Origin of the sequence: Streptomyces sp. PsTaAH-124 (assembly GCF_000373685.1) — a bacterium.
Lineage (GTDB): Bacteria > Actinomycetota > Actinomycetes > Streptomycetales > Streptomycetaceae > Streptomyces > Streptomyces andamanensis.
The window spans coordinates 44,752-66,631 of record NZ_KB892158.1 but is presented as its reverse complement, the minus strand read 5'-3'; the positions used below and the strand labels follow the sequence as shown (position 1 = coordinate 66,631).

The window sequence follows — 21,880 nt, the reverse complement described above, 5'->3', positions numbered from 1 at the left end:
TCTCTCAGTCCTCGGAAAGTGATTCCGAAATCTGGACGCTCCAGACCACCGTCAGGCGGTCGGACCGCCGAAGATGTCGATACGGTCGCCGTCGGCGAGGGTCACGATCGCGCGCTTGGTGGCGGCACGCTGACCGAAGCCGGTCTTGGTGCGCTTGCGCTTGCCCTGGCGGTTGATCGTGTTGACGCCGGTGACCTTGACCTCGAAGACCGCCTGCACGGCCTGCTTGATCTGGGTCTTGTTGGCGTTCGGGTCGACGATGAACGTGTACTTGTTCTCGTCGAGGAGCGCGTAGCTCTTCTCCGACACGACCGGCTTGAGCAGGACGTCACGGGGGTCCGTGTACGACTTGCTCAGCGGGGTCTCGACGGTGTTCTTGCCCTCGGCGGCGTGGCGGCGCGCCTTGGCGACGCGCGCGGCCTTGGCGGCCTTGGCGGCCTTCGAGGCGATGGAGGGGTGACGCGTAGCCATCAGGCCTCGCTCCCTTCGGTGTCGTTGGCCTTGTTCGGGCCGGCGACGAAGGACTCGAAAGCGGCCTTGGTGAAGACCACGTCGTCCGAGACGAGAACGTCGTACGTGTTCAGCTGGCCCGGCTCCAGGATGTGGACCTGGGGCAGGTTGCGGGCGGACAGCCACGCGGCCTCGTCGGCGCGGTCGACGACCAGGAGCAGGTTCTTGCGCTCCGAGATCTTGCCGAACAGCGTCCGGGCGGCCTTGGTGGAGGCGGTCTCACCCTCGACCACGCCGGAGACGACGTGGATGCGGTTGTGGCGGGCCCGGTCGGTGAGGGCGTGGCGCAGGGCCGCGGCCTTCATCTTCTTCGGGGTCCGCTGCGAGTAGTCGCGCGGCACGGGACCGTGCACGACGCCACCACCGGCGAACTGCGGCGCGCGGGTCGAGCCCTGACGGGCACGGCCGGTGCCCTTCTGGCGGTACGGCTTCCTGCCACCGCCGCGGACCTCGCCACGCGTCTTGGTCTTGTGGGTGCCCTGACGGGCAGCGGCCAGCTGTGCGACGACGACCTGGTGGATCAGCGGAATGCTGACCTTCTCAACGCCGAAGATCTCCGCGGGGAGCTCGACGGTACCGGTCTTCTCGCCCGCCGGCGAAAGGATCTGAACAGTGCTCATCGGTTACCTCAGGCCCCCTTGGCCGCGGTGCGGACCAGGACGAGGCCGCCGTTCGGACCGGGAACCGCGCCCTTGATGAGCAGCAGACCCTTCTCCGCGTCAACGGCGTGGACGGTCAGGTTCTGGGTGGTGACCCGCTCGTTGCCCATGCGACCCGCCATGCGGAGGCCCTTGAACACACGGCCCGGGGTGGCGCAGCCACCGATGGAACCGGGCGAGCGGTGCTTGCGCTGGGTGCCGTGACCGGCGCCGAGGCCCTTGAAGTTGTGACGCTTCATGACACCGGCGAAGCCCTTGCCCTTGCTCTTGCCGGTGACGTCGACCTTGATGCCCGCCTCGAAGACCTCGGCGGTGACTTCCTGGCCGAGGGTGTACTCGGAGGCGTCCGCGGTGCGGATCTCGACGAGGTGACGGCGGGGGGTGACGTCGGCCTTGGCGAAGTGGCCCTTGAGGGGCTTGTTCACCTTGCGCGGGTCGATCTCGCCGAAGGCGATCTGGACCGACTCGTAGCCGTCGACATCGTTCGTACGGACCTGGGTGACGACGTTGGGGCCGGCCTTGACGACGGTGACCGGAACAACACGGTTGTTCTCGTCCCACACCTGCGTCATGCCGAGCTTCTCGCCCAGGATGCCCTTGATCTGCTTAGCCATTCTCAGATCACCAGCCCTCAGAGCTTGATCTCGATGTCGACACCGGCCGGGAGGTCGAGTCGCATCAGAGAGTCAACGGTCTTGGGGGTCGGGTCGAGAATGTCGATCAGGCGCTTGTGCGTGCGCATCTCGAAGTGCTCGCGCGAGTCCTTGTACTTGTGCGGCGACTTGATGACGCAGTACACGTTCTTCTCAGTGGGCAGCGGCACCGGGCCCGCGACCGACGCACCAGTGCGGGTCACCGTCTCGACGATCTTCTTCGCCGAGGAGTCGATGACCTCGTGGTCGTAGGCCTTGAGCCGGATGCGGATCTTCTGTCCCGCCATGGCTACTTCGTAGTCCTGTCTCTTCTTACGCTCTGGAACCCGGTGTCTTCCTGGTTCCCGTACTTGGTCCTCGCCGACCCACGCGGTCGGGCGTGTCGCGCTCTCGCTGACATGGATGTCCCTTGTGAGGACATCCCTGCGGGATTGCGCGGCCCCACCGGAACCGCAGGCCGGGGATCGAAGACCCACCGGGCGCCTGGCCGGTGCCGCGCCCACACTTCCCGGAAGATTCCCGTACGTCCGCCCCAGCGCTGCCGTGAGGCAGTTAGGGCGACGAGTACTGTGGGACTCGCTTCCGGTCCTCCCGGCGGGAGGCGCGCAGCATCAACACTCGGCCGAGCAACTCGGACAGTCTGCCATACGGGACGGCGGCCTGGCCAATCGAGCCGAAGAGATTACCCCGAAGGTGACGCAGGTCAAACCGACGGGCGGGGCGGCGCGGGCAGATGCGGGCCCGCAGTTCATGGACTATCTGGTCCAGAGTCACGGCGCCGCCGTCGCCTGGTGAGGCGGGGCCGTCGAGAGATCAGCTCTCCGAGGCGTAGGAGACGAAATCCGCCCAGACGCCCGGCGCCAGCGCGAGCTGGGGGCCGCCGGTGATCTTGGAGTCGCGGACGTGGATGGTGGCGGGAGCGTGGGCCACCTCGACGCAGGAGTCGCCCTCCGTCCCGTCGCTGTAGCTGCTCTTGAACCAGGCAAGGGCGACTTCGAGGCAGTCGTTCACATCGGGGCCGCTGCTGTAGCTGCTCTTGAACCAGTGGAGTTCCCGGGTGCTCATAGTGCTCCCAGCGCTTGCTCGATGAAGGCCAGTGACCCATGGCCGCGTTCCCGGCCGCGACTTCCGGCTCCTGGTCTACGTCGTCGGCGACACCCTCCGTATCGAGGTGACCGACACGCGCGGCGACCGGCTCCCGCACCCGAAGCGCGCCTCCGATGACACCGAGTCCGGCCGCGGCCTGCTCCTCGTGGAGGCACTCGCCGACCGCTGGGGAGTCACCACCGGGCCGCCCCCGCGCAAGACCGTCTGGGCGGAGGTGGCGACCGGGCCGACCGGATCGCGGGCCGTCACGACCCGGTGACCGGCGACGCGGTCCGGCGCGTGATCAATGCTTGAAAGGACCTGGGGGAAGACCTACCGAGCAACCCACCCCACCTCGCCGGTCCGCCCCGGCCCCCACGCCGCACCCCGTCACCCGGAAGAGTGGCAACGCCCAACTCGGCTGGATTTCCGCCCCGTTCGCTGGCATATGCTCGCCGCGACCGCACCACCACCGCAGACATGCGACGGCCCCCGGCCGGGACTGGCATCCCGATCGAGGGCCTGACCACCAAGGAAGCGTAGGACCTTCCCGATGGGTATCCAGAACCTTAGCGCGCCCTCGTGCGCCCAGCCGCTGAATCCGCGCGGCATCACCCACATCCACACCAGGCACACGACCCGCTTCACGGTCGTCGGCAACCACCTCGCCCAGCACGACGTGCTCTCGCTCACCGCGATCGGCCTGGCCTGTCACATCCAGTCGCTGCCCTCCGGTGCCCGTGTCGACATCAAGACGCTGGCGGCCCGCTTCCCCGAGGGCGAGACCCGTATCGCCGCCGCCCTGCGCGAGCTGGAGGCCCACGGCTACCTGGCCCGCATCCGCGAACGCCTGCCCAGCGGCCGCATGGTCACGCACACGGTGTCCTACAACCAGCCCCAGCCCCGGCCCACCCGGGCCGCCGCGCCCAAGACGCCCGAGCCGCCCGAGCCCCTGTCGCCTGCCCCGATGGATCCGCCGCCACCGGCTCCCTCCGCCCCCGAGGCGGCTCCCGAACCCCCACCTCCGGCCCCGCTCCCGGCCCCGCTCGCCCCCGACCTCGCCCGGCACCGCACGGCCACCGCCCTCCTCGCCGGACTGCACCGCCACGATCCCCGCCTGCTCCTCTCCGAGCGGGCCGTCCGGCGGCTCGCCCCCGCCGTCGCCGCCTGGCTCGAACGCGGCGCCCACCCCGACGCCGTACGCCATGCCCTGACCGCGAACCTCCCCCGAGACCCCCTGCGGCACCCGGCGGCCCTGCTCGCCCACCGCCTCACCGAGCTGCTGCCGCCTCCCGCACCCCCGGTGTCCGCACCGCCACCGTCCGGCGCCGAAGCCGCCCCTCCGCCCTTCCACAACTGCGAGAGGTGCGAACGCGCGATCCGGACCCCGCATCCCGGCGCCTACTGCCGCGACTGCCGCGCCGCCGGTCTCGACACCGCGCCCGCTGCCTGAGCCAGGGGCCCAGGGCAGGCAGAGCGGGCAGAGCGGGCCTCAGCCCGGGTGGCCCCCGCACGTCATGCGGCCGATGGCCGCCGCCGCTGCCGCGTCCGTGCGGGACAGGCGCAGGGTGCGCAGGGCGTCGGTCAGGGCCTCGACGGCGGGCTCGTCCAGCGGGGCGAGGAAGTCGTGCTCGACGCGCTCGCGGGCCTCTTCGGCCTCGGCGAGGCACTGCCGTCCGGCCGGGGTGAGCGTGACGACGTTGCGGCGCCGGTCCTGGTCGCTGCGGCGGCGCTCCACATAGCCCTTGTCCTCCAGGGCGTCGACGATCCCGACCATCGTGGTGCGGTCGACGCCGAGCAGCGCGGCGATCTCCAGCTGGGACTGCTGCTGTCCGGCGGCGGCGATGACCGTCATGACGCCCAGCTCGCGCGGGATGAGACGGAAGGGTGCGAGCGCCTCGCCCAGCTCGGCGGCGAGGGTGGCGTAGGCGTGCTTCAGCAGATATCCGAGCCGACGGCTCATGACATCGGGGGGCACGTCGTTCATGCGGGAAGCGTACACTGCACTGACCATCAGGATCACTGACGATCTCCGAAGGTGACGATGGCGTGGGGGCACAGGGGCCACCGGGGGACGAGAGGTCTCCCGGGGGAACGGGGCCGGGGGGACCGGACCGGACCGGACGGACGTCCGGGTCACCGTCGCCGCGCACGGCCGCGCCGAGCCGCGAGCCGGGCCCGGCCGCCGCACCACCGCGCCCCGTCACCCGCCCGCACACCACAGACCACACCCCGCACACCACAGACCACAGACCACGGCCGCGGACCGCCCCGGCGTACCGGCCACGGCGGCGCGCCACCACCGCACGCCTCTCCACCAGCCAAGGAAGCGACGCCCGACCCATGAGCGACTCCCCTCCGACCGAAGCGATACGGACGGCCCCGGCCGCCACCGCGCACACACCCGCCGATGCCCCCGACCCCCGCCGCTGGTGGGGTCTGGTCATCATCGCCCTCGCCCAGCTGATGGTCGTCCTCGACGCGACCATCGTGAACATCGCGCTGCCCTCCGCCCAGAAGGCCCTCGGCATGTCCGACGGCAACCGGCAGTGGGTCATCACCGCCTACACCCTCGCCTTCGGCGGCCTGCTGCTGCTCGGCGGCCGCATCGCCGACCTGGTCGGCCGCAAGCGCACCTTCATCATCGGCCTGGTCGGCTTCGCCGTCGCCTCCGCGATCGGCGGCGCGGCCGGCAGCCCCGGCATGCTCTTCGGCGCCCGCGCCCTCCAGGGCGTCTTCGGCGCCGTCCTCGCGCCCTCCGCGCTCTCCCTGATGACGACGACCTTCACCGACCCCCGCGAGCGCGGGAAGGCGTTCGGCATCTACGGCGCCATCGCGGGCGCGGGCGCCGCGCTCGGCCTGCTGCTGGGCGGGATCCTCACCTCGTACGCGAACTGGCGCTGGTGCCTGTACGTGAACATCCCGATCGCCGCCGTCGCCGTGATCGGCGCCGTCATCCTGCTGCGCGACCGCCCCGGGCACAGCGGGGCCAAGCTCGACATCCCCGGTGTCATCCTCGGCTGCGGCGGCCTGGTCGCCGTCGTCTACGGCTTCTCCGAGGCCGAGCCGCGCGGCTGGAGCGACAGCCTGGTCGTCGGCCTGCTGGCCGGCGGTGTGGTGCTGCTGGTGGCGTTCGTGCTGTGGCAGATGAAGGCCAAGCACCCGCTGCTGCCGCTGCGCGTCGTCTCCGACCGCAACCGCGCGGGCAGCTTCCTGACGATGGCCCTGGCCACCATCGGCATGTTCGGTCTGTTCCTGTTCATGACCTACTACTTCCAGGGCATCCTCGGCTACTCCCCGGTCCGCAGCGGGCTGGCGTTCCTGCCGATGTCCGCCATGATCATCCTGGGCTCCACGCAGATCTCCGCCCGGCTGCTGCCCCGCACTCCCCCGCGCCTGCTGATGGTGCCGGGCATGCTGCTCGCCGCCTCCGGACTGCTGGTGCTGACCCAGCTCGGCGTCGACTCCGCGTACGCCACGCACGTGCTGCCCGCCGAGCTGCTGCTCGGCCTCGGCATGGGCCTCACCTTCATGCCGGTCTTCTCCACCGCGACCAACGGGGTCCGGCCGCAGGACGCCGGTGTGACCTCCGCCATGGTCAACACCTCGCAGCAGGTGGGCGGTTCGCTGGGCACCGCGCTGCTCAACACCATCGCCACCTCGGCGACCTCCACCTATGTCGGGCAGCACCTGACCGACCCCTCCGCCAAGGCGCAGGTCCTGCGCGAGGGCATCGTGCACGGCTACACCCAGGCCATCTGGTGGGGCGTGGGCGCGATGCTGCTCGCCGCGGTGGCCTCCGGCCTCCTGGTGACCGCCCGGCCGTCCCGGCACGGCGCCCCGGCGGGAGCCGCCGCGCACTAGCCGTACGGCGGGCACCCCGCGTGACCGCGCCCCGCTCCGGAACGCATGTGTTCCGGAGCGGGGCGCACTCATGTCTCCCGGGCGGCCCCGGTCAGATGACGCCCTGGGCGAGCATCGAGTCGGCGACGCGCTCGAACCCGGCGATGTTCGCGCCGGTCACATAGTCGCCCGGGGAGCCGTAGCGCTCGGCGGTCTCGTGGCAGGTGGTGTGGATGTCGCCCATGATGCGCGCCAGCTCCTCCTCGACCCGGGCGGGCGACCAGGCCGTACGGGCGTGGTTCTGCGCCATCTCCAGGGCGCTGACCGCGACGCCGCCCGCGTTGGCGGCCTTGCCGGGCCCGAAGGCGACCCCGGCGCGCTGGAACAGGTGCACGGCCTCAGGCACGGTCGGCATGTTCGCGCCCTCGGAGACGGCCTTCACTCCGTTGCGCACCAGCGTGGCGGCGTCGTTCTCGTCCAGCTCGTTCTGGGTGGCGGACGGCAGGGCGACGTCGGCCGGCACCTCCCACACCCGGCCGCCGGACACATAGCGCGCCGAGCTGCCCCGGCGCTCGGCGTAGTCGCTGATCCGCCCGCGCTCGACCTCCTTGACCTGCTTGAGCAGATCGAGGTCGATGCCCTTGTCGTCGACGACATAGCCGCCGGAGTCCGAGCAGGTCAGCGGGTTGGCGCCGAGGGCGAGCAGCTTCTCGATGGTGTAGATGGCGACGTTGCCGGAGCCGGAGACGACGGCCGTCTGGCCCTCCAGGTCCTCGCCGCGCTCACGCAGCATGGCCTCGGCGAACAGGACACTGCCGTAGCCGGTGGCCTCGGGCCGGATCGCCGAGCCGCCCCAGCCGGGGCCCTTGCCGGTGAGGACACCGGCCTCCCAGCGGTTGGTGATGCGCCGGTACTGCCCGAAGAGGTAGCCGATCTCGCGTCCGCCGACGCCGATGTCCCCGGCGGGCACGTCGGTGTGCTCACCGATGTGCCGGTACAGCTCCGTCATGAACGACTGGCAGAACCGCATGACCTCCGCGTCGCTGCGGCCGTGCGGGTCGAAGTCGCTGCCGCCCTTGCCACCGCCGATGCCGAGCCCGGTCAGCGCGTTCTTGAAGATCTGCTCGAAACCGAGGAACTTGACGATGCCGAGGTTGACGGAGGGGTGGAAGCGCAGGCCGCCCTTGTAGGGGCCGAGCGCGCTGTTGAACTCCACCCGGAAACCGCGGTTGACGTGCACCCGGCCCTTGTCGTCCTGCCACGGCACCCGGAAGATCACCTGCCGCTCCGGCTCGCACAGCCGCTCGACCAGGCCGGGCTCCGCGTACTCCGGGCGCGCCGCCAGCACCGGGGCCAGGGTGTCCAGCACCTCGTGCACGGCCTGGTGGAACTCGGGCTGAGCGGGATTGCGCCGCTCGATCTCGCCGCGGAGGGCGTCGAGCTGGGTCTGGCTGTCCGGTCGGGTCGTCACGGTGTCCCCTTCATGGCACGGCTGCCACCGGTCCGGGACCGGTGGTGAGCTTGGTGAGCTTGCTGAGCGCTCGGCGCCGTTGCCGCGCGCGTGACGCTTCAGTGTTACTCCTCTGTGAATGTACTGACCAGTGATCGAACGCCGGTCTTCCATCATTTGAGACACGGTGGACCCTGCGGAGGCGCGCGGCGCGCGGTCGTCCACCACCGGCCCGGTGCGTCTGAGCACCTGTCCCCAGCGGAGAATAAGTAGCGCACCGCTGCCGCAGGCCGGGGGCCGTCCGCTTCGATCGCCCCATGCCCACGACGACTCCAACGGCTCCGACGGCGCCGGTGGCTCCAGCGACCCCGGCGGCTCCGATCACTGCGACGACCGCGACGACCGAGGCGGCTCCGTCCGCCTCCGGTGGCTGCTACTTCACCGCCACCCTGATCGCGGCGCTCCTGACGGCGCTCATCGGCCTCTGCGGCGTCGGTCTGCAATCCCTGGAGGGCGGCCCGGTCAGGACACCCGAGGCGTACCGCGAACGCGTGGCGGTGACCAGAGCGGCGGGCGAGAACGCCCCGCACGGCCTCGCCCCGCGCCCGGCCTCGGCCGACGCCACGCCCCGAAGGGTGCCGGACACGTCCTGCGTCGACGACCTCGGTTTCGACGCCGACGGAGTCACCCGCGACCGGCCGGCCTACGAGTGGCGCGTGGACTACGCCGACCGCGCCGCCTACCACTCCGCCCTGGACGGCCTGCGCGGGATCTGGACCGGACGCGGCCTGACGGTACGCACCCTGGAGGCCCCGCCCCCGGGCACACCCGGCGCCGGTCTGCGCGGCATCGCGACCACCGACGAGAACGGCGTCGCCCTGTCGGTCGGCCCCGACTCCTTCACGGGCGAGCCCCGCGTGACGTCGGACGGCGGATGCATGCGGCACCAGCCGACGACGGAACTGACGGAATAGACGGAACCGACGGAACCGACGGAACCGACGGAACCGACGGAACTGACGGAACTGACGGAACTGACGGAATACAGGAGACCGGCGGGGCGTACGGGTCCGGCGGGACGTTTCGACCGAAGGCGCCCCGGGTACCGCCCCGCCCGTGCGCCCGGCGGTGCTTCCAGTGGTCCGGACCAACCCCTTGCCCCTCCGCCGCCTGCGCAGCAAGCTCCCCACATGGAGCTGGAGTTGCGGCATCTCAAGACGGTCCGGGCGATAGCCGAGGCGGGCAGCCTCACCAGAGCGGCAACGGTCTTAGGGCTCGCACAACCCGCGCTGAGCGCCCAGCTCAGACGCATCGAACGGGCCCTTGGCGGAGAACTGTTCGAACGCGGGCGGCACGGCGTGCGCGCCACCCCGCTCGGCGAGCTCGTGCTGGAGCGCGCGCGGATCGTGCTGCCCGCGGTGACCGAACTCCAGCAGGAGGCCGTCCGGTTCGCCCGCGCGCGGGCCGGCCGGGAGGCCGAGCGGCTGCGGCTGGGCGCCACACACGGGCCGCTGCTGGGCGCCCTCGTGGACCTGCTGGCGGCGGCCGCGCCCGACGTCCAGGTGTCCACCCAGGCCTCCTGGTCGGAACGCGAACTGGCGACGCTGCTCGCCGAGGGCCGCCTCGACTTCGCCGTCACCGGGGCCTGCGGCACCGCCGCGCCACCGGACAGCGAACACCTGGCGTGGGAGGAGTTCGCCGTCGACCCGGTGTTCGTCATGCTCGCCGACGACCATCCGCTCGCCCGCACCTGCGAGGTCGAGCTGGCCAAGCTGGCCGACGAGGAGTGGGCCTGCGTGCCCGGCGACGGCTGTTTCGCCGACTGCTTCACCGCCGCCTGCGCCCGCGCCGGGTTCGCGCCCGGCCGGATGTACGAGACGGACATCGCCTCCTGTGTGCACCTGGTCCAGGTGGGCCGGGCGGTGGGGCTGTGCCGGGCCACCTTCCCGACCACGCCCGGCCTCACCACCAGGCCGCTGGCCGGCACCCCGCTCCTGTGGCGGCACCTGCTGGGCTGGCACCCGGCGACCCAGCGCGCCGGCACCGCGGACACCGTCCTCGCCCAGGTCCGCCGCGCCCACTCCGCCGTGGCGGCGCGCAGCGACAGCTACGCCGACTGGCTCGCGGGCGGCGGCCGGACGAGCAGCACCCTTCCGTGACCCCGCCCGTGCCCGTACGGCACCGGCGCCTCCGCCGCGAACGCCGCGGCACGCCGGACCGACCGGTTCCATAACGCCGGGCAAGGGGGTCAACCGAGGTCTTACGCCCCCCTGTCGGCCCTCCTACGGTTTCGGCACCCCCACCCGAATCCGAGGAGATCCCCCATGCCCCACAGACATACGAGAGCCGCGTGCGCCGCGGTGGTGGCGACGGGCGCACTGGTCCTGACCGGGCTCAGCGGACAGGCCGGTGCCCAGGCAGCCGCCACCACGCAGTCGCGGGCAGCGGTGCAGTCGGCCGCCCGGACCCTGCACACCGCGGACACCTCCGCGGCCGTCCTCGACGCCATGCAGCGCGACCTGGGCATCGACCGGCAGCAGGCCGAACACCGGCTGGCCAACGAGGCCGGGGCCGGGGCCACCGCGGGCCGGCTGCGCGCCGCCCTCGGGGCGGACTACGCGGGCGCGTGGGTGCACGGCGCGGACTCCGGCAGGCTGAGCGTGGCCACCACCGACGCCGCCGACGCGGCGGCGATCAGGGCGGGGGGCGCCGAGGCGGTCGTGGTCCGCCACTCCCTCGCCTCGCTGGACGCGGCCAAGGCGCGCCTGGACCGCGCCGCCGCCCACCGCGACACACGCGACGCCCCCGCGTGGTACGTCGACGTACCCACCAACACGCTGGTCGTACAGGCCCTGCGGCCCGCCGCGGCCCGTGACCTGCTGGCCGCCGCCGGGGTCGACCGGTCGCTGGCCAAGGTGGTGAAGACGTCCGAGCGGCCCCGGCCGCTGTACGACCTGCGGGGCGGCGACGCGTACTACATCAACGGCAACACGCGCTGCTCGATCGGCTTCCCCATCACCCGGGGGACGCAGCAGGGCTTCGCCTCGGCCGGGCACTGCGGGCAGGCGGGCTCCACCACCACCGGCTCCAACCAGGTGTCGCAGGGCACGTTCCAGGCGTCGATCTTCCCCGGCAACGACATGTCGTGGGTGGCCACCAACTCCAGCTGGACCGCGACGCCGTACGTCAACCAGAACGGCCAGAACCTCCAGGTGACCGGGTCCACGGTGGCGACCGTCGGCTCCTCGGTGTGCCGCTCGGGTTCGACCACCGGCTGGCACTGCGGCACCGTCCAGCAGCTGAACTCCAGCGTGACCTACCAGGAGGGCACCGTCTCCGGTGTCACCCGCACCTCGGTGTGCGCCGAGCCCGGTGACTCCGGCGGCTCCTTCATCTCCGGCAGCCAGGCGCAGGGCGTCACCTCGGGCGGCTCCGGCAACTGCTCCAGCGGCGGGACGACCTACTTCCAGCCGATCAACCCGATCCTGTCCAACTACGGCCTCACCCTGAAGACCACCGGTGACGGCCCCGGCCCCGGCCCCGGCGACCCCAGCGGCACCTGGGCGGCCGGCACGGTCTACCAGCCCGGCGACACCGTCACCTACGGCGGCTCCACCTACCGCTGCCTCCAGGGCCACCAGGCCCAGCCCGGCTGGGAGCCCCCGAACGTCCCGGCCCTGTGGGCCCAGTCCTGAGCCCGACCCCGGCTCCCGGCCCCCACGACAACCACCACCCCACCTGAACCACTGCCCGCCCGAGGGGGAAAAACGGGCCCGGACCACCCAACCCAGGGCGAGTCCGGGCCCGCTCCGGCGTGTGCCGCTGCCTCAGGCCCGTGCCGAGTCCGGCCCCGTCACCGGAGTCGTCACCGGAGTCGTCACCGCCACGCGGAGCGTGCCGTCGGCCGACGGTGCCAGTCGGGCCACGCTCGCGTCCGCGGTGTTGCGGGCGACGAGCACGGGGGCACCGGCCGCCGCCGGGACATGCCGGACCGTCCAGCCCGTGCTCTCGAGGTGGACCTTGGCGCGTTCCAGCGCCTGAACCGTCTCCGCTTCGGTGAGCGGCCGGGTCGACCAGGCGTGATGGGCGTAGGCGTCCCGGCCCTCCTGGTAGGTGGCGAGTCCTTCGCCCTCCCGTGCGGGAGCGTGCGGCACCCGCAGTACGTCGTAGATCCGGCTCGAATGCCGGAGGGCCCGGCGCTCGGCCCGCTCGTCGGCGGCGACGGCGGTGGGGTGGTGGGCCGCCGGGCCTGCCGCACCGTCGGCCGTGCCACCGCCGGCCGCCGCGAAGCAGGGGGACGTCACACTGATGGCCGCCAGCCCGTCGCCCTTGGCCCTGTCGACGACACCGGTGAGCGCGGTCATCCAGAAGTCGTCGGGCACGGTGCGCATGCTCACGGACGGGAAGGGCTGGGACCAGTCGGCGTCCGCGTCCTGGAAGGGGTAGCCGCGCTCCACCCACGCGTCCCGCGCCTGGCGCACCAGCTTCTTCGCCGCCCCGCCCGGCACCCCGGTCAGCTGGTACGTCAGGCGGACCTGTACCCGCTCGCCCGAGCTGTGCTCGTCCGCGAGGCAGGGCCCCAGTTGCCTGAGCGGAGTGCGTTTGAGGGCCGGCCGGGGGGACATGCCGTCCACGGCCTCGTGGACGATCGCCTCTGCGCGCTTGCTTGCCTGCTGCTCGTTCATGGTGCCCTGCTTCGTCGGTGCGGCGGCGCCCTGGTGTCCTGTCTGCCCCGATCCACACGCCGCCACCGTCACCGCCAGGGCCAGCACCGCCAGGACCGGCATCGCCCGGGGCAGCCTCATGGAGTTCCTCCCGTCGCGATCTTCGCCATGCTGGTCAAGGAGGCGCCCTCCCAGTACTGCGAGTGGGCGGGCATCGGCCCGTCCGAACCCGGCAGCTTTCCGTCGGCGACCTTGAACCTCTGCCCGCCGAAATCATCGGACGTCGGATCGTAGCCGTACATGATCGAATGATCGTCGAAGAGCCGCATGTACGCCTTCGGATTGAGGGGTGCCAGTGTCCCCGCGGGCGGCGGGGCAAGGTTCACGAGGTCGTTCTTGGCGGTGGCGGCCCAGACGCGGTCCGCCGGGATGTTCAGGTCCGCGGCGTGGTTCACGGGGGTGCCGTGGGCGGGTGGGTGCGGGAGGGAGTCCAGGTAGCCGGCGGCGCCTTCGAGGACGCCCTCGGTGTCCTTCTTCGCGTCGGTCCAGTCGTCCGCGGAGACGGTGAGGTCGTCGTCGGCCTTCAGGGCGCGCAGTTTCGGGGCCCACTTCTCGTCGGCCTCGGTGGCGTCCTGGAGGGCGGCGGCGATGCGGTCGGCGATGTCCTGGGCACGCCGGTGGGCGGGGTTCGGGTCGAGGGCACCGGCCTGGCGGCCCAGGGCGGCCGCCGTGGGATCGGTCAGCCCGGCGGCCGAGCCGCCGTGCGGCCGTTCGCCGCCGCTCTCCTCGCCGCCCGCCGGATAGGTCACCGATCCGTCCGCGCCGACCGTGAAATCAGCCGCCCGCGCGTCCTCCAGCGCCGCTTCGAGCTTCCTCCGGGCGGCCGTCATCTCATGGGCGAAGGCGTCCAGCGCCGTGGCGGCGAGCCCGCATTCGACCTGGACGTAGTGGAAGTTCCCGGACAGCGCCTGGAGCTGGCCCAGCGCCTCGGTCGCGGCCTCGCCCTTCAGCGACTGCCGCAGGGAGCGGGCGATCTCGTCGTCGATGCGCTCCCTGGCCGTGGACGCCATGCCGCTCGCGGCGCGGTACCCGTCGGCCGCGTCGGTGTACCGGGTGGGCCGCAGGGCCCTGAGGGTGGCCAGATCCATGCCCGCGGGTCACTTCCCCCGGCCGTCGGCGGGCGTGTCCGCGTAGGCGGCCTTCATCCGGGCGATCTCCGCCTTGATCGCCTCCTCGGTCCGCAGCTCGTCGCGGCCGGCCCTCTCCAGGACGTCCGTCAGCTTCCTGCAGCGCTCGCTCACCTTGCGGAGGTACTTCTCCCAGGAGCCGTACACATCCTTCTGCGCCGCGGCGGTCAGACAGCCCGCGTCCTCGCCCGGCCCCAGCCCCTCCTGGCCGTCGGCCAGCTGTCCCAGGCCCTTGGCGAGATCCGTGCGCAGCGAGCCGACCCTGTGTCCGGCGCGGGACCACGCGGGCCGGTCGGACACCAGCGTGCCCGGGTCGCCGGGAGCGGACGGCGCGCCGTTCAGCTCCGTCCGGGCGGACTGCCGGGCGACCGCCGCGGCCTTGACCTGGTTCCACTCGTTCCACGCCATGCGCGGACGCCCTCCCCGTTCCCCGTACATACCCGCCGGTGCGGTGATCGAAGTACACCGTAGTGGCCCACGGGCGGTGCTCCACCGGATCCGGACATGCGGAAGGGCCCGTACGACCGGAGTCGTACGGGCCCTTCCCGTAGCTCAGCTGGTGCTGGTGCTACAGGACCTGGGTCACTTGTTGATCTTGATGACCTGGCCGGCGCCCACGGTGCGGCCACCCTCGCGGATGGCGAACTTCAGGCCCTCTTCCATGGCGACGGGCTGGATGAGCTCCACCGTCATCTCGGTGTTGTCACCCGGCATGACCATCTCGGTGCCCTCGGGGAGGGTCACGACGCCGGTCACGTCCGTCGTACGGAAGTAGAACTGCGGGCGGTAGTTGTTGAAGAACGGCGTGTGGCGGCCACCCTCGTCCTTGGAGAGGATGTAGGCCTGCGCCTCGAACTCGGTGTGCGGGGTGACCGAGCCCGGCTTGATGATGACCTGGCCGCGCTCGACGTCCTCGCGCTTGATGCCACGGAGGAGCAGACCGACGTTCTCACCGGCCTGGCCCTCGTCGAGCAGCTTGCGGAACATCTCGATGCCGGTGACCGTGGTGGTGGTCTTCTCGGTCTTGATGCCGATGATGTCGACGGTCTCGTTGACCTTGAGGACACCACGCTCGATACGGCCGGTGACGACCGTACCGCGACCGGTGATCGTGAAGACGTCCTCGATCGGCATCAGGAACGGCTTGTCGACGTCGCGCTCCGGCTCCGGGATCGCGGTGTCGACGGCGCTCATGAGGTCCAGGACGGACTGGGTCCACTTCGCGTCGCCCTCGAGGGCCTTCAGCGCGGAGACCTTGACGACCGGAACGTCGTCGCCCGGGAACTCGTACTCGGAGAGGAGCTCACGCACCTCGAGCTCGACGAGCTCCAGGATCTCCTCGTCGTCCACCATGTCGGCCTTGTTCAGGGCGACGACGATGTACGGAACGCCGACCTGGCGGGCCAGGAGCACGTGCTCCTTGGTCTGCGGCATCGGACCGTCGGTGGCGGCGACGACGAGGATCGCGCCGTCCATCTGCGCGGCACCGGTGATCATGTTCTTGATGTAGTCCGCGTGACCCGGGCAGTCGACGTGGGCGTAGTGACGGGTCTCCGTCTGGTACTCGACGTGCGCGATGGAGATGGTGATACCGCGCTGACGCTCCTCGGGCGCCTTGTCGATGTTGTCGAACGCGGTGGCCTCGTTGAGCTCCGGGTACGCGTCGTGCAGCACCTTGGTAATGGCGGCCGTGAGGGTCGTCTTACCGTGGTCGATGTGACCGATGGTGCCGATGTTGACGTGCGGCTTAGTCCGCTCGAACTTCGCCTTCGCCACTGGGGTCCTCCTGTGGAGTGGTTCTGTACGCCTTACTTCATCGGCGCCAGGTGATCTTTGCTGGATGGCCCGGATCCCGGGGGCACTCCGGCCGGTTCCTGTCGGTTCCGGCGGAATGCCCCACGAGGCTCCGGAGTCAAGCCTACGGGCTGGAACTCGGGAGAGTTACTCGCCCTTGGCCTTCGCGATGATCTCCTCGGCGACGTTCCGCGGAACCTCGGCGTAGGAGTCGAACTGCATCGAGTAGCTTGCGCGACCCGACGTCTTGCTGCGGAGGTCTCCGACGTAGCCGAACATCTCCGAGAGGGGCACGAGACCCTTCACGACGCGGGCACCCGCCCGCTCCTCCATGGCCTGGATCTGGCCACGGCGGGAGTTGATGTCGCCGATGACCTCACCCATGTAGTCCTCGGGCGTGGTGACCTCGACGGCCATCATCGGCTCGAGCAGCACGGGGCTGGCCTTGCGCGCGGCCTCCTTGAAGGCCTGCGAACCGGCGATCTTGAAGGCGAGCTCGGAGGAGTCGACCTCGTGGTAGCCGCCGTCGAGAAGCGTGACGCGGACGCCCGTCATCTCGTAGCCGGCCAGGATGCCGAACTGCATGGCCTCCTGCGCACCGGCGTCGACCGAAGGGATGTACTCCTTCGGGATGCGGCCACCGGTGACCTTGTTCACGAACTCGTACGCCGTGTCACCGCTGTCGATCGGCTCGATCGCGATCTGCACCTTGGCGAACTGACCGGTACCACCGGTCTGCTTCTTGTGGGTGTAGTCCACGCGCTCGACGGCCTTGCGGATCGTCTCGCGGTAGGCGACCTGCGGCTTGCCGACGTTGGCCTCGACCTTGAACTCGCGCTTCATCCGGTCGACGAGCACCTCGAGGTGCAGCTCGCCCATACCGCCGATGACGGTCTGGCCGGTCTCCTCGTTGGTGCTGACCTGGAAGGAGGGGTCCTCCTCCGCGAGCCGCTGGATGGCGACACCCAGCTTCTCCTGGTCGCCCTTGGACTTGGGCTCGATCGCGACCTCGATGACCGGCGCCGGGAAGTCCATGGACTCCAGGATCACCGGGTTCTTCTCGTCCGCGAGCGTCTCACCGGTGGTGGTCTGCTTCAGGCCCATGACGGCGACGATGTCGCCGGCGCCCACCGCGTCGATCTCCTCACGCTTGTTGGCGTGCATGCGGTAGATCTTGCCGATGCGCTCCTTGCGGCCCTTGACGGAGTTCAGCACGGCGGTGCCGGACTCCAGGCGGCCGGAGTACACCCGGACGAAGGTGAGCTTGCCCAGGTGCGGGTCGCTCATGATCTTGAACGCGAGGGCCGACAGCGGCTCGTCCTCGGACGGCTTGCGCTTGACGACGACCTCGGGGTCCTTGACGTCGTGGCCCTCGATGGCCTCGACGTCCAGGGGGGTCGGCAGGTAGCGCACGACCGCGTCGAGCAGGGGCTGGACGCCCTTGTTCTTGAACGCGGTGCCGCAGAACACGGGGGTGACCGTGGTCTCACTGGACTTGCCGGAGGCGATGGTGATGCGGCGGATGGCCGCGTACAGCTGCTCCTCGGTGGGCTCGGTGCCCTCCAGGTACAGCTCCATCAGCTCTTCGTCGTTCTCCGCGACGGCCTCGACCAGCTTGCCGCGCCACTCCTCGGCAGCCTCGGTGTGGGTGTCCGGGATGTCGACGATGTCGTACATCTCGCCCTTGGCCGCCTCGGCGGACCACACGAGCGCCTTCATGCGGACCAGGTCCACGACGCCCTTGAAGTCGGCCTCGGCACCGATCGGCAGCTGCATGACCAGCGGCTGCGCACCCAGGCGGTCGCTGATCATGTCGACGCAGCGGTGGAACTCGGCGCCGGTGCGGTCCAGCTTGTTGACGAAGCAGATGCGCGGCACGCCGTAGCGGTCGGCCTGACGCCACACCGTCTCGGACTGCGGCTCGACACCGGCGACACCGTCGAACACCGTCACGGCACCGTCGAGCACGCGCAGGGAGCGCTCCACCTCTACGGTGAAGTCGACGTGCCCGGGGGTGTCGATGATGTTGATGGTGTAGTCGTTGTCCTCGAGCGGCCAGTGACAGGTGGTCGCAGCAGACGTGATCGTGATGCCACGCTCCTGCTCCTGCTCCATCCAGTCCATGGTGGCGGCGCCGTCGTGGACCTCACCGATCTTGTACGACACGCCGGTGTAGAACAGGATCCGCTCGGTGGTGGTCGTCTTGCCCGCGTCGATGTGGGCCATGATCCCGATGTTGCGGACCTTGGCCAGGTCAAGTGAAGTGGTAGCCATAAGGCTTCAGTCTTCTCTCGGTCTCGATGTGGGTAGCGACTACCAGCGGTAGTGCGCGAAGGCCTTGTTGGACTCGGCCATCTTGTGCGTGTCCTCGCGCTTCTTGACGGCCGCACCGAGGCCGTTCGAAGCGTCGAGAAGCTCGTTGAGCAGACGCTCGGTCATGGTCTTCTCGCGACGGGCGCGGGAGTAACCGACCAGCCAGCGCAGCGCGAGCGTGTTGGCGCGACCGGGCTTGACCTCGATCGGAACCTGGTACGTCGCACCACCGACACGGCGGGACTTGACCTCGAGGGTCGGCTTGATGTTCTCCAGCGCGCGCTTCAGCGTGATGATCGGGTCGTTGCCCGTCTTCTCACGCAGACCCTCCATGGCGCCGTAGACGATGCGCTCGGCGGTGGAGCGCTTGCCGTTGAGCAGCACCTTGTTGATCAGCGACGTGACCAGAGGAGAACCGTAGACCGGGTCGATGATGACCGGGCGCTTCGGGGCGGGGCCCTTACGAGGCATTCTTACTTCTCCTTCTTGGCGCCGTAACGGCTGCGGGCCTGCTTGCGGTTCTTGACACCCTGGGTGTCGAGCGAGCCACGGATGATCTTGTAGCGAACACCCGGCAGGTCCTTCACACGGCCGCCGCGCACGAGCACGATGGAGTGCTCCTGCAGGTTGTGTCCCTCACCCGGAATGTAAGCGGTGACCTCGATGCCACTGGTCAGACGCACACGCGCGACCTTACGCAGGGCCGAGTTCGGCTTCTTCGGGGTGGTCGTGAACACACGCGTGCAGACGCCACGACGCTGGGGCGAACCCTCGAGTGCCGGCGTCTTGTTCTTCTCGACCTTGTCCTGCCGGCCCTTGCGGACCAGCTGCTGGATCGTAGGCACTACTTCTCCGGTTTCTGTGTGCCGATGGGTACAGCTAACCTGGAACATCGCCGACCCACGCGGTCGGGTGTGTCGGATCGCGCGGACTTCCGCCGCGAGGCAGAAGGAAGCGCGGATCGCGGTGGCCTTGTGACGGCTCCCTGGCGGTTGTAGGCACGCACGAGAGCCAGGGCACACCCCAGGCACAAGGTCTGAGCGTACCTATCGCATTCGCTGCGGTCAAAACAAATGCGTGTGACCGGCGCTCCCGCCGGTTCTCTACCACTTTGTTCCACTTCGCGCCAGCACCCGGTCGTGTCGTGTTCACGGCCGCGCGGTCACCGCGGTCACGGCTCCGCACGGGTGCGCGAGCGGGGAACCGGGCAGGGGGCGGAAGGCTGCTCCCCCGCGCCGTCCGCCGTGTCGTGCCCCACGTAGTACGAGGGCCGGTTCTGCACCGCGGTGTAGATCCGGGCGACGTACTCGCCGAGCAGCCCCACGCACACCAGCTGCACCGCCCCGATGAAGACCACCGCGGTGAGCAGCGAGGTCCAGCCGGGCACGGTGTGCCCCAGCGCGTACCCGGTGAGGGTGTACACCAGCAGCCCCAGGCAGACGACGAACGCTCCCCCGCCCAGCCAGGTGGCCAGCCGCAGCGGCGCCGCCGAGAAGCCGGTGATGCTGTCGGCGGCGAGCAGGATCATCCGCCCGAGCGGATACTTGGTCCGGCCGGCCGAGCGCAGCTCGCGCTCGTAGCGCACCTGGCCGCTGGGGAAGCCCAGCCACGGCACCAGCAGCCGGTAGACCCGCTGCTGGTCGGGCAGGGCCTTCAGGGCGTCCACGGCGGCCCTGCTGAGCAGCCGGAAGTCCCCGGCGTGCGCGGGCACCGAAGGGCCCGCCAGGCGCCGCAGCAGCCGGTAGTAGCCGCCCGCGGTCCAGCGCTTGAAGGCGCTGTCGCTGCTGCGGTCGGCCCGGACGCCGTAGACGACGTCGAGCCCCTGTTCGCGGGCGAGCGCCAGCATCTCGGGGATCTTCTCGGGCGGGTCCTGGCAGTCGGCGTCCAGGCTCACCACGTACGCGCCCGCCGCCCGGTCGAGTCCCGCGGTGAGCGCGGCCTGGTGCCCGGAGTTGCGGCGCAGGCCGATCACCCGCAGCTCGGGCCAGCCGAGCCGGAAGGCGGCGAGGAGCGCGGCGGTGCGGTCGCGGCTGCCGTCGTCGACGGCGACGACCTCGTAGCCGGCGCCGAGGCCGTCCAGGACCGGGCGCAGCCGGTTGACCAGCGCGGGCAGCGCCTCTTCCTCGTTGTACATGGGTATGACGACCGACAGCACGGTCGTCCCGTGCGTGCCGTCCACCTCTTGTGCCACCCGGGCCTCCCCTCGGCCCGCGCCGATGTGCGACCGTGGTGCGATCTTATGACAGTCGGTTCACAGGCCCCCGGCCCCGCGCGACCACGCCGGGCGGACGCGGCCGGGGCCGGGGGACCGAGGGGAAGCACACGGGCATGAGTACGGGTTCGGACAACGCGGTGACCGGCACCCCGGCGGATGCCGCGCAGGACGCCCAGGAACCGCCCGCGCGGCCGCCGCGCGAGTCCGGGCGCGCGTCCGGGCCCGGCCGGTTCGACCCGGACGCGCTGCGCGCCGCCGCCCGCCCCTACCTGCCCCCGCTCCTCCTGTACGGCGTGGCCAAACTCACCGGCCTCGCCGTCTTCGCCTGGCTGCTGGAGCACGCCGGGGACTACCACAAGAAGGAGCCCCGCTTCGGCGGCGGCGCCCACTGGTGGGACGTCCTGTCCACCTGGGACGGCTGGTGGTACCTCCAGGTCGCCCAGCACGGCTACGACCCCAAGCTGGAGCGGCTCGGCGGCGACGGTCTCTTCACCGTCCAGCAGAACTCGGTCGCCTTCTTCCCGCTGTACCCGGCGCTGATACGGATGGTGTCCGCCGTGACCGGCCTCGGCCCGTACGGCGCGGCGATCCTGGTCTCGGTCGTGTCGTCGTTCGTCGCCGCCGCCGGGATCTACGCCGTGGTCAAGACGCTGGCCGGGGTCCGCGCGGGCACCGTCGCGGCCGGGCTGTGGGCGGTGGCGCCGGGCGCGGGCGTGGAGTGGGCGGTCTACTCCGAGTCCGTGTTCGTCGCGCTCGCCGCCTGGTGCTGCTACGCCGTGATGACCAGGCGCTGGATCACGGCCGGACTGCTCGCCTGCGCGGCCGGGCTGAACCGGCCCACCTCCGCGGTGCTGATCGGCGCGGTCGGCCTGGCCGCGCTGGTGACGCTGGCACGCCGCGACAGCCGGCGCGAGCACGGCGTGGGCGGCCCCCTGTACGCGATCCTCGTCGCCCCGCTCGGCCTGCTCGGCTACGTCGCCTGGGTCGGGTACGCCACCGGCGAGCCCACCGCCTACTTCACCCTCCAGCGCGAGGGCTGGGCCCACTACTTCGACTACGGCGCCTACACCCTGCGGGTCCTGAAGAACCTGGCCGTCGGCCGCCACGACTACGTCTTCGCCTTCGACGTCCCCGACGTGCTCTCGCTCCAGCTGGTGCTGGCCCTGCCGTTCCTGATCGCCCTGATGCTGCGCAAGCGGCCCCCGCTGGTGCTCGTCGCCTACACCCTGGCCACGATCGTCACCGTGCTGGGCACCCAGCAGATGTTCGGCAACACCATGCGCTATCTGCTGCCCGCCTTCCCGCTGCTGCTCGCCCCGGCCGCCGCGCTGGGCCGCCTGAAGAACGGCAGCCTCGCGGTCTTCTTCGCCACGGCGGCCCTGGCCTCCGGCTGGTACGCCCACTACGTCCTCTTCGAGCTGGGCGTCCCGTAGACCGGCTCCCGCCCCGGCGGACGCCGGGAACGCCGAAGGGCGGCCACCCCACCGGGGTGACCGCCCTTCATGC

Annotated in this window: 21 protein-coding genes and 1 pseudogene; 7 read left to right on the top strand and 15 right to left on the bottom strand. The window is 70.9% G+C overall.

Translation table 11 applies throughout. The annotated features are described in order from the left end of the window. Window positions 1-51: 51 nt before the first annotated feature. The 5 genes from rplW to B086_RS0102295 form a co-directional block, all read right to left on the bottom strand. Entirely contained in the window at window positions 52-471 is a 420-nt protein-coding gene (gene rplW / locus B086_RS0102315) for a 50S ribosomal protein L23 (protein ID WP_018564805.1), read from the bottom strand. Further along, entirely contained in the window at window positions 471-1,130 is a 660-nt protein-coding gene (rplD, locus tag B086_RS0102310; protein WP_018564804.1) for a 50S ribosomal protein L4, read from the bottom strand. Before rplD ends, rplW begins: the two co-directional genes overlap by 1 nt. An 8-nt stretch (window positions 1,131-1,138) precedes the next feature. Further along, window positions 1,139-1,783 carry a 50S ribosomal protein L3 gene (gene rplC / locus B086_RS0102305; RefSeq protein WP_018564803.1) on the bottom strand — a complete coding sequence of 215 codons (645 nt, stop codon included), beginning with the start codon at window positions 1,781-1,783 and terminating at the stop codon, window positions 1,139-1,141. Between the two features lie 17 nt (window positions 1,784-1,800). Further along, entirely contained in the window at window positions 1,801-2,109 is a 309-nt protein-coding gene (gene rpsJ / locus B086_RS0102300) for a 30S ribosomal protein S10 (RefSeq protein WP_003948644.1), read from the bottom strand. 526 nt (window positions 2,110-2,635) lie between these two features. Then, a complete protein-coding gene (locus B086_RS0102295; RefSeq protein ID WP_018564802.1) occupies window positions 2,636-2,887 on the bottom strand; it encodes a DUF397 domain-containing protein in 252 nt (83 codons plus the stop codon). A gap of 34 nt (window positions 2,888-2,921) precedes the next feature. On the opposite strand from B086_RS0102295, the pseudogene B086_RS38965 reads away from it, so the two are divergent. Further along, a pseudogene (locus B086_RS38965) lies at window positions 2,922-3,188 on the top strand (ATP-binding protein); the annotation flags it as partial. A 273-nt stretch (window positions 3,189-3,461) separates the two neighbouring features. Beyond that, a complete protein-coding gene (locus tag B086_RS0102285) occupies window positions 3,462-4,361 on the top strand; it encodes a hypothetical protein (RefSeq protein ID WP_018564800.1) in 900 nt (299 codons plus the stop codon). Between the two features lie 39 nt (window positions 4,362-4,400). Here B086_RS0102285 and B086_RS38960 read toward each other — a convergent pair whose 3' ends face one another. Beyond that, window positions 4,401-4,895 (bottom strand): MarR family winged helix-turn-helix transcriptional regulator, encoded by a 495-nt coding sequence (locus B086_RS38960; RefSeq protein ID WP_018564799.1) that lies wholly within the window; start codon window positions 4,893-4,895, stop codon window positions 4,401-4,403. Window positions 4,896-5,251: 356 nt separating this feature from the next. On the opposite strand from B086_RS38960, the gene B086_RS0102275 reads away from it, so the two are divergent. Continuing rightward, complete coding sequence (locus B086_RS0102275; RefSeq protein WP_018564798.1) at window positions 5,252-6,772, top strand: MFS transporter; 1,521 nt, start codon at window positions 5,252-5,254, stop codon at window positions 6,770-6,772. Window positions 6,773-6,863: 91 nt separating this feature from the next. Here B086_RS0102275 and gdhA read toward each other — a convergent pair whose 3' ends face one another. Further along, window positions 6,864-8,222, bottom strand: a complete 1,359-nt coding sequence (gdhA, locus tag B086_RS0102270; RefSeq protein ID WP_018564797.1) for an NADP-specific glutamate dehydrogenase — start codon at window positions 8,220-8,222, stop codon at window positions 6,864-6,866. 332 nt (window positions 8,223-8,554) lie between these two features. Between gdhA and B086_RS0102265 the strand changes: the two genes are divergently transcribed. The 3 genes from B086_RS0102265 (at window position 8,555) to B086_RS0102255 (ending at window position 11,896) form a co-directional block, all read left to right on the top strand. Next, a complete protein-coding gene (locus tag B086_RS0102265; protein WP_018564796.1) occupies window positions 8,555-9,175 on the top strand; it encodes a hypothetical protein in 621 nt (206 codons plus the stop codon). Between the two features lie 216 nt (window positions 9,176-9,391). Continuing rightward, window positions 9,392-10,360 (top strand): LysR family transcriptional regulator, encoded by a 969-nt coding sequence (locus B086_RS0102260; RefSeq protein ID WP_037872661.1) that lies wholly within the window; start codon window positions 9,392-9,394, stop codon window positions 10,358-10,360. Window positions 10,361-10,525: 165 nt separating this feature from the next. Continuing rightward, window positions 10,526-11,896, top strand: a complete 1,371-nt coding sequence (locus tag B086_RS0102255; protein WP_086024145.1) for an alpha-lytic protease prodomain-containing protein — start codon at window positions 10,526-10,528, stop codon at window positions 11,894-11,896. A 132-nt stretch (window positions 11,897-12,028) separates the two neighbouring features. Here B086_RS0102255 and B086_RS44430 read toward each other — a convergent pair whose 3' ends face one another. From B086_RS44430 to B086_RS38950, 8 genes are all read right to left on the bottom strand, one after another. Next, the gene (locus B086_RS44430) at window positions 12,029-13,006 is read right to left on the bottom strand and encodes a hypothetical protein (RefSeq protein WP_018564793.1); all 978 of its coding nucleotides are present in this window, start codon (window positions 13,004-13,006) and stop codon (window positions 12,029-12,031) included. Beyond that, window positions 13,003-14,013 carry a hypothetical protein gene (locus B086_RS38955; RefSeq protein ID WP_020573044.1) on the bottom strand — a complete coding sequence of 337 codons (1,011 nt, stop codon included), beginning with the start codon at window positions 14,011-14,013 and terminating at the stop codon, window positions 13,003-13,005. Before B086_RS38955 ends, B086_RS44430 begins: the two co-directional genes overlap by 4 nt. 9 nt (window positions 14,014-14,022) lie before the next feature. After that, window positions 14,023-14,460 carry a hypothetical protein gene (locus B086_RS0102240; RefSeq protein ID WP_018564792.1) on the bottom strand — a complete coding sequence of 146 codons (438 nt, stop codon included), beginning with the start codon at window positions 14,458-14,460 and terminating at the stop codon, window positions 14,023-14,025. 174 nt (window positions 14,461-14,634) lie between these two features. Beyond that, entirely contained in the window at window positions 14,635-15,828 is a 1,194-nt protein-coding gene (gene tuf, locus B086_RS0102235) for an elongation factor Tu (RefSeq protein ID WP_018564791.1), read from the bottom strand. A gap of 165 nt (window positions 15,829-15,993) precedes the next feature. Then, entirely contained in the window at window positions 15,994-18,120 is a 2,127-nt protein-coding gene (fusA, locus tag B086_RS0102230; protein ID WP_018564790.1) for an elongation factor G, read from the bottom strand. 39 nt (window positions 18,121-18,159) lie between these two features. Beyond that, the gene (gene rpsG / locus B086_RS0102225; RefSeq protein WP_003992340.1) at window positions 18,160-18,630 is read right to left on the bottom strand and encodes a 30S ribosomal protein S7; all 471 of its coding nucleotides are present in this window, start codon (window positions 18,628-18,630) and stop codon (window positions 18,160-18,162) included. A 2-nt stretch (window positions 18,631-18,632) separates the two neighbouring features. Further along, window positions 18,633-19,004 carry a 30S ribosomal protein S12 gene (gene rpsL / locus B086_RS0102220; protein ID WP_003948652.1) on the bottom strand — a complete coding sequence of 124 codons (372 nt, stop codon included), beginning with the start codon at window positions 19,002-19,004 and terminating at the stop codon, window positions 18,633-18,635. 326 nt (window positions 19,005-19,330) lie between these two features. Beyond that, window positions 19,331-20,350, bottom strand: a complete 1,020-nt coding sequence (locus B086_RS38950; protein WP_267880879.1) for a glycosyltransferase family 2 protein — start codon at window positions 20,348-20,350, stop codon at window positions 19,331-19,333. Between the two features lie 137 nt (window positions 20,351-20,487). Between B086_RS38950 and B086_RS38945 the strand changes: the two genes are divergently transcribed. Then, a complete protein-coding gene (locus B086_RS38945; protein WP_018564788.1) occupies window positions 20,488-21,807 on the top strand; it encodes a glycosyltransferase family 39 protein in 1,320 nt (439 codons plus the stop codon). Window positions 21,808-21,880: the final 73 nt, after the last annotated feature.

Bases quoted from the DNA above. Each gene is read 5' to 3' on its own strand.
- rplW (WP_018564805.1), bottom strand. From the start codon at position 471: ATGGCTACGCGTCACCCCTCCATCGCCTCGAAGGCCGCCAAGGCCGCC.
- rplD (WP_018564804.1), bottom strand. From the start codon at position 1,130: ATGAGCACTGTTCAGATCCTTTCGCCGGCGGGCGAGAAGACCGGTACC.
- rplC (WP_018564803.1), bottom strand. From the start codon at position 1,783: ATGGCTAAGCAGATCAAGGGCATCCTGGGCGAGAAGCTCGGCATGACG.
- rpsJ (WP_003948644.1), bottom strand. From the start codon at position 2,109: ATGGCGGGACAGAAGATCCGCATCCGGCTCAAGGCCTACGACCACGAG.
- B086_RS0102295 (WP_018564802.1), bottom strand. From the start codon at position 2,887: ATGAGCACCCGGGAACTCCACTGGTTCAAGAGCAGCTACAGCAGCGGC.
- B086_RS0102285 (WP_018564800.1), top strand. From the start codon at position 3,462: ATGGGTATCCAGAACCTTAGCGCGCCCTCGTGCGCCCAGCCGCTGAAT.
- B086_RS38960 (WP_018564799.1), bottom strand. From the start codon at position 4,895: ATGAACGACGTGCCCCCCGATGTCATGAGCCGTCGGCTCGGATATCTG.
- B086_RS0102275 (WP_018564798.1), top strand. From the start codon at position 5,252: ATGAGCGACTCCCCTCCGACCGAAGCGATACGGACGGCCCCGGCCGCC.
- B086_RS0102260 (WP_037872661.1), top strand. From the start codon at position 9,392: ATGGAGCTGGAGTTGCGGCATCTCAAGACGGTCCGGGCGATAGCCGAG.
- B086_RS0102255 (WP_086024145.1), top strand. From the start codon at position 10,526: ATGCCCCACAGACATACGAGAGCCGCGTGCGCCGCGGTGGTGGCGACG.
- B086_RS44430 (WP_018564793.1), bottom strand. From the start codon at position 13,006: ATGAGGCTGCCCCGGGCGATGCCGGTCCTGGCGGTGCTGGCCCTGGCG.
- B086_RS38955 (WP_020573044.1), bottom strand. From the start codon at position 14,013: ATGGATCTGGCCACCCTCAGGGCCCTGCGGCCCACCCGGTACACCGAC.
- B086_RS0102240 (WP_018564792.1), bottom strand. From the start codon at position 14,460: ATGGCGTGGAACGAGTGGAACCAGGTCAAGGCCGCGGCGGTCGCCCGG.
- fusA (WP_018564790.1), bottom strand. From the start codon at position 18,120: ATGGCTACCACTTCACTTGACCTGGCCAAGGTCCGCAACATCGGGATC.
- rpsG (WP_003992340.1), bottom strand. From the start codon at position 18,630: ATGCCTCGTAAGGGCCCCGCCCCGAAGCGCCCGGTCATCATCGACCCG.
- B086_RS38945 (WP_018564788.1), top strand. From the start codon at position 20,488: ATGAGTACGGGTTCGGACAACGCGGTGACCGGCACCCCGGCGGATGCC.